The following is a 5791-nucleotide window of genomic DNA, read 5'->3' as shown; positions in this document are numbered from 1 at the left end:
GCTGATGACGTGTTCGAAGACGACGAGGATTGATGGCGTGTCGAACGCGGAGGCCGTCAATCACAACCCGACACGTGACGGCCTGTCGATTGAATCCTAACCCGAAGCGTCAGCGAGGGAAAACGATGTCGACTTCGCCTCGCTGACGCGTCGGGTTATGTAAAAAACAATGCCTCACGCAAAAGCGCAACTTCAAAACTCACGCGTCGGGTTGTGAAATCGAGTAAATCACAACCCGAACGCGTCAGCGAGGGACCACACTGGTTCTCTGGCGAATCCGGCTACAACGCTTCCAACCACAACGGGCACTTTGATTCGGATAGACTGCGTCGTTCGATGATCGCCGCCTCTTCCCCTCGTAGCAAAAGTCCCCGCCTTGTCCGCCTCCGATCCCGCCCCTGGAACCGATGCATCGGTCACCTCCGACGCACCCACGCCAACTCCCGCCACCGCCAAAGCCTCCCGGTTGGGCCTGGTCTTGTTCGTCATCTACCTGTTGCTCTACGGCGGGTTTGTGCTGCTCAACGCCTTTCGAGCCGAGACGATGGACACCATCGTTTTCGCGGGCTTGAATCTGGCGATCGTCTACGGATTCGCGCTGATCTTGGTCGCGATCGGCATGGCGTTGATCTACGGAATGAAGACCCCGGATGAGCCTCAAGCGTCGGAGGCATCGGAATGATTTACCAACCTTCCATGACCGCCGTCGTCGTCTTCTTCGCCTTCGTCGGCTTCACGATCGGCCTGAGTTTTTATCTGGGTGGCAAAGCCAAATCGTCGGCCGGCTACTTCGCCGCCCACGGTCAAATCCCTTGGTTCATCAACGGGATCGCGTTCGCGGGAGACTACCTGTCCGCGGCATCATTTCTAGGCATTTGCGGGATGATCGCCGCCTACGGCTACGACGGTTTCTTGTATTCGATTGGCTACTTGGCCGGCTGGATCGTGGCGTTGTTCGTGATCGCCGAACCGATGACACGACTCGGAAAATTCACCTTCGCCGATGCACTTGACGCCAAGTTTGATTCCAGAGGGATCAAGGCCGCGGCGGGGATCAGCACGCTGATCGTCAGCGTGTTCTATCTGATCCCGCAAATGGTCGGCGCCGGGGTTCTGATTCAACCCTTGCTGGGTTTCCCACACTGGGTCGGGGTGCTGTTGGTTGGTGCCGTCGTGATCACGATCGTGGTCACCGCCGGCATGGTTTCGACCACTTGGGTCCAGTTCCTCAAAGGATCGCTGCTGGTTGTCTTCAGCGCGATCTTGGTCGTGATGGTGCTGCAACAAGGATTCAAAGTCGACAACGAATCCTTCCCATCTCGCAGCCTCTCGATCGGCGAGTTTGATCGCCAAGCCATCGCGGAGGCAATGAACCGTGAACTGGTCGAGCCATCCAACTGGGCCGACAATGATCAGTACCTCCAATTCACTCGCAAAGACAGCGACGGCTACGACGTGTACCGCGCTGACATCCAAGAGGACGGGACGATGATCGTCTCGGAAGCCCAGTCGATCACGACGCTGCCCAACGGCGACACGTTGATCGGTGGACTCCCCCAAGGCGACCAACCTGGCGAAGGCCACTTGCGTCCCGTCGGTCGAATCAAGGTGCTGCCGAACGAATACATCGGGCAAGCCGAAACTGGGCCACTCGGTCCGCTCGAGTTCTTCGACGTTCTCAATCGCAGCACAGTGGTGCTGTGGGGCAATGAAACGCTGAAGAACGAAGATGGCTCGACCACCAAAGTCTTCTATCAAAAGCCAACCAGTGGTTCGCAAGTCCTCCGGCCTGGCGAGCATCCACGGTTCGCTGGCATTCGCAGCGATAGCTGGACGGGCAAGTTCAACTTCCTGTCGTTGATGCTGGCGTTGTTCTGCGGCACCGCCTCGCTGCCACACATTTTGATTCGCTACTACACAGTCAAAGATGCCGCTGCGGCTCGCAAGAGCACGATCGTTGGCATCACCAGCATCGGATTCTTCTACGTCCTGACGCTGTACCTCGGCCTGGGTGCCATGACCAGCGGCACGCTGGACGTCACGAACAGCAACATGGCCGCACCGTTACTGGCTCGCGGGATGAGCGGACTGCTGTTTGCGATCATCTCCGCGATCGCGTTCACGACGGTTTTGGGAACGGTCAGCGGTTTGATTCTGGCCAGCAGTGGCGCCGTCGCCCATGATTTGCTGAGCGGTGTGATGGGGATCCAGTTCAGTGAAAACCATCAGGTTCGAATCGCGAAATTGGCGGCCGTGATCGTGGGGGCGATCGCGATTGTGTTGGGCATCCTGTTCCGCAATCTCAACGTCAGCTACCTGGTGGGCTGGGCCTTCAGCATCGCGGCCAGTGCGAACTTGCCCGCGCTGATCATGCTGCTGTTTTGGAAACGCACGACGGCCCAAGGCATCGTCGCCAGTGTCATCGTCGGCATGTTCAGTTCGCTGGGATGGATCTTGTTGTCCGCGGACACCTTTGAAAAGGTTTACGGCATCGATCCATTGAGCAGCCCCGTGCCATTCAGCCAACCCGGCATCGTGACGATCCCGTTGGCCTTGATCACGTTGGTTGTGGTGTCGCTGATGACGCAAAACGGCAAGGCCACCTCAACGTAGCCAAATTAGCCAGAATTCGGACCGCGCACCATCTCGCACCTCCGAATTCTTGGCGAACCCGGCGACCAACATCACAACTCGGTCAGCGAGGGATCACGTGACATTGCAACGAGCGTGTGGGTCCCTCGCTCACGCGTCGGGTTGTGAAATCGACTAAATCACAACCCGAAGCGTCAGCGAGGGACCACACTCAATCCCGACGAATCCAGCTACACCCGTAGGCCAGGTTATCACCTGGCACCCAGCCGATGCTTTGGAACAAAGCGAGGCGTCCAACCACACCCGCAAGACCCACGTCGTCCGTCCAATCACCCCGCCAGGTACAACCTGGCCTACAACGCCCCCGTCACAACCCGCCGCGTTAGCAAGGCCGCCTCGACGTAGCCGGATTCCACAGAATTCGGACCGCGCACCATCTCGCCCCTCCGAATTCTTAGCGAATCCGGCTACCAAATCACTACCCGGTCAGCGAGGGACCACACTGAATCCCGACGAATCCAGCTACGACGCCGCGCGGTTGATCAGCCCCAAGACTTCGGCGCGTGACTTCGGGTCGGTCTTGAACGTGCCTCGCATCGCACTGGTCAGGCACAAGCTGCCGGGTTTGCGAATGCCTCGCATCGTCATGCAACTGTGAGTCGACTCAACCACCACGGCAACGCCTCGCGCCGACAACCGATCCTCGATCAGGTTAGCAACCGTGTGAGTCAATCGCTCTTGAACCTGCGGACGTCGAGCGACTTCCTCGACCACGCGAGCCAGCTTGCTCAGCCCCACGACTTTGCCGCTCGGCAAATAAGCGATGTGAGCCTTGCCCGTGAACGGCAGCAGATGGTGCTCGCACATGCTGCAGAAACTGATGTCTCGCACCAACACGATTTCGTCGTAGTCCTCGGCAAAGACTTTCGCAAGGTGACGGCCGGGATCGGATTTCAAACCGGCGAACATCTCAGCGTACATCCGCGCGACACGTTCGGGTGTTTCCAACAACCCATCGCGATCGGGATCCTCACCGACGGCTTCCAAGATCTCGCGCACGGCCGCTTCGATTCGAGGGTAGTCGACTTCGTTGTGAGGCGCGTTCTTGTCGACAAAAAAAGGCGTTCGTTCGGCAGGTTGTTCTTTGTCGACCACGGGTTTGTCTGAATCCTGATTTGATGAAGCAAGCGTGTTGTCTGAATCGCGAAACAACTCACGACTATAAACGAGTGGCTAGCGTTGCGAAGACGCCTCCCGCTAAATCGGTTCAAAACCCTGCTGATAGAAGCCCATGATTTTCCCAAAGATACGAAAAATCAGGAAGATCAAGAACATCGAAACACAAACCCAAATCACCCCCGTCGCCACACCCGCGATCGTTTTCATCGCTCCTTTGGCGCGCTCGTCGTAGTCCTCAGCCAACTGGTCAATGGATTCCGCGTCCGTCCCCGACAGTTCCGCGATCTCGATCTGAGTGATGAATTCTTCGGGGAACAAATGAGTTTGATTGAGCGTCTCACTCAAAGTCGCCCCGCCGCGAATGGCGTCTTCCGCCGATTTGGCTCCGCTTCGATAATACGAACTGTCGGTCGAGTCCAACGATAGCTTGATCGAATCAATCGGGTTGATCCCAGCATCCAACGACAACGACAACGTCCAGGCAAACCGAGCCAAGGTGATCGTTTGAATGGCACCACCAATCTTTGGAACCTTGTACACCAAGGGCACCACGTTCTGAATGCCACCAACGTTCTTTCGAACGGCCAGGTAAATCCCACCGAGCATGGCAGCGACAACCGCGACGTAAGACCAGAAGATCAACACTCCCTTGGGCCCACGCAGCCCAAATCCCAGCATGTCCGTCATTTGACCGCCAGTCGGAGCGGTCAACACACCCATGATCCAAATCAGCAACGAGACCACGCCGATGGCGATCAGCAACTGAAGTCCGGGCCAAGCGATCGCGCGGATAAAATTCTGACGCAGCGTGTACTGCTGGGCGTAGTGCTCGGATAGCGCCAACATGGTCCGCTCCAGCCTGCCGGTCGTCTCACCGACCCGCGTCATCACCACCATCAAGGGCGGAAAGAAAGGCTTCTGATGCCGCATCATCTCACTGATCGCGTGACCGTCTTTGGCCCCCTCGCGAATCTTGTTCATGGCGACGCGTTGCTGGGCCGATCCGTGTTTGGCCTCGCTCTCCAACAACTTCAACAAGTCCGCACCAGCGCGCAATCCAACACCAAACCGCCGGCAAAAATCGCGGCAGGAACGCACGCCCATCTGTCGTGACATCATGGCCTCACCTCTGTCATCGGCATGCTGCCCGTTCTTTTAGCGGAGCGGCGCAAGCCGCCCGGTGCGTGACCGGAGGGCTCGCGCCCAGCCGCTACGATTTTGGAACGAGAGACACGACGATCAGCCGGTACCCACGTGGGCAACTCACCAAAATGCTGTGCGTACTCACGACAGGCATAAGCCAACATGTAATTTAGACTGGACGATTCCGCCGCCACATGACTCGATGTAGTTCGCGAAGGCGGACTTTGTTTTGACAAACGAACCAAGCGATGAAGTGCTAATTCGTAAGTGCCTTGGGCTCGCAAACGATCGCCGGCCTGGAGCAACCGCCTCGCGTTTTGCACCAACGCTTTCGCATCGGCAATCGTTTCTTGTTGTGCGTTTTGTTTCGCAAATGGTCGCGGGTCCGCATCGCCGAGCAATCGGCGGTCGATCTCATCATGATCGATGATCGTCACGGAGACCGATGCGTTGCCAGACCGAGTGACACCACCGAAGGCTCCGCCAGGCGAGATCCGCCCACGCGAAGAACGCCCGCTTTGATAAGACGACACGCCACCGATCGATCCCGTCCCTTGATCGGGAATCAACATGCTGCTGGTGGAGGAAAACCGTCGCACGCTCGGAAGCTGCACGACTTGTGCCGACAACGTTTCCGCCCCCGTAATCAACAGCAACGATGCCGTGACAACTCGGGCGAGGGCGAGACTCTTAGCGGAGCGGCGCGAGCCACCCGGTGTGCGACCGGAGGGCCCGCGCCCTGCCGCTAATTTCGCGAACACCCAATTCATTTCCATTGGGCTCTCGCCCCTCCCCAAGGGAGATCGTGCCGTTTTGAGGTACTGCATCGCCAACGTCTTGCGCCCCCCGCCCGCAAGGAGGTCGTGCACTTTTATTT

General features: G+C 57.9%; 5 protein-coding genes and 2 pseudogenes. 4 read left to right on the top strand and 3 right to left on the bottom strand.

The genetic code is table 11. The features are described 5' to 3' along the window. Positions 1-376: 376 nt before the first annotated feature. From ACF8AM_RS08815 to ACF8AM_RS08800, 4 genes and pseudogenes are all read left to right on the top strand, one after another. Positions 377-682, top strand: a complete 306-nt coding sequence (locus ACF8AM_RS08815; protein ID WP_392555278.1) for a DUF485 domain-containing protein — start codon at positions 377-379, stop codon at positions 680-682. Further along, a complete protein-coding gene (locus tag ACF8AM_RS08810) occupies positions 679-2613 on the top strand; it encodes a cation acetate symporter (RefSeq protein WP_392555277.1) in 1935 nt (644 codons plus the stop codon). Before ACF8AM_RS08815 ends, ACF8AM_RS08810 begins: the two co-directional genes overlap by 4 nt. A gap of 157 nt (positions 2614-2770) precedes the next feature. After that, positions 2771-2863, top strand: a pseudogene (locus tag ACF8AM_RS08805) (hypothetical protein); the annotation flags it as partial. Further along, positions 2833-2997 (top strand): annotated as a pseudogene (locus tag ACF8AM_RS08800) (DUF1589 domain-containing protein); the annotation flags it as partial. The pseudogenes ACF8AM_RS08805 and ACF8AM_RS08800, both read left to right, overlap by 31 nt. Before the next feature lie 117 nt (positions 2998-3114). Here the strand turns inward: ACF8AM_RS08800 and folE are convergent. The 3 genes from folE to ACF8AM_RS08785 all read right to left on the bottom strand — a co-directional run bounded on the left by folE (position 3115) and on the right by ACF8AM_RS08785 (position 5684). Beyond that, positions 3115-3747 (bottom strand): GTP cyclohydrolase I FolE, encoded by a 633-nt coding sequence (gene folE, locus ACF8AM_RS08795; RefSeq protein WP_392555276.1) that lies wholly within the window; start codon positions 3745-3747, stop codon positions 3115-3117. A gap of 102 nt (positions 3748-3849) precedes the next feature. Beyond that, positions 3850-4887 carry a type II secretion system F family protein gene (locus tag ACF8AM_RS08790; RefSeq protein WP_392555280.1) on the bottom strand — a complete coding sequence of 346 codons (1038 nt, stop codon included), beginning with the start codon at positions 4885-4887 and terminating at the stop codon, positions 3850-3852. After that, positions 4887-5684 (bottom strand): hypothetical protein, encoded by a 798-nt coding sequence (locus ACF8AM_RS08785; protein WP_392555279.1) that lies wholly within the window; start codon positions 5682-5684, stop codon positions 4887-4889. The genes ACF8AM_RS08790 and ACF8AM_RS08785 overlap by 1 nt, the downstream gene beginning before the upstream one ends. Positions 5685-5791: the final 107 nt, after the last annotated feature.

Source organism: Rhodopirellula sp. JB055, from assembly GCF_043100905.1.
Taxonomy (GTDB): domain Bacteria; phylum Planctomycetota; class Planctomycetia; order Pirellulales; family Pirellulaceae; genus Rhodopirellula.
Note: the sequence above shows the minus strand (reverse complement) of the source record. Positions and strands in the feature narration are given on the sequence as shown.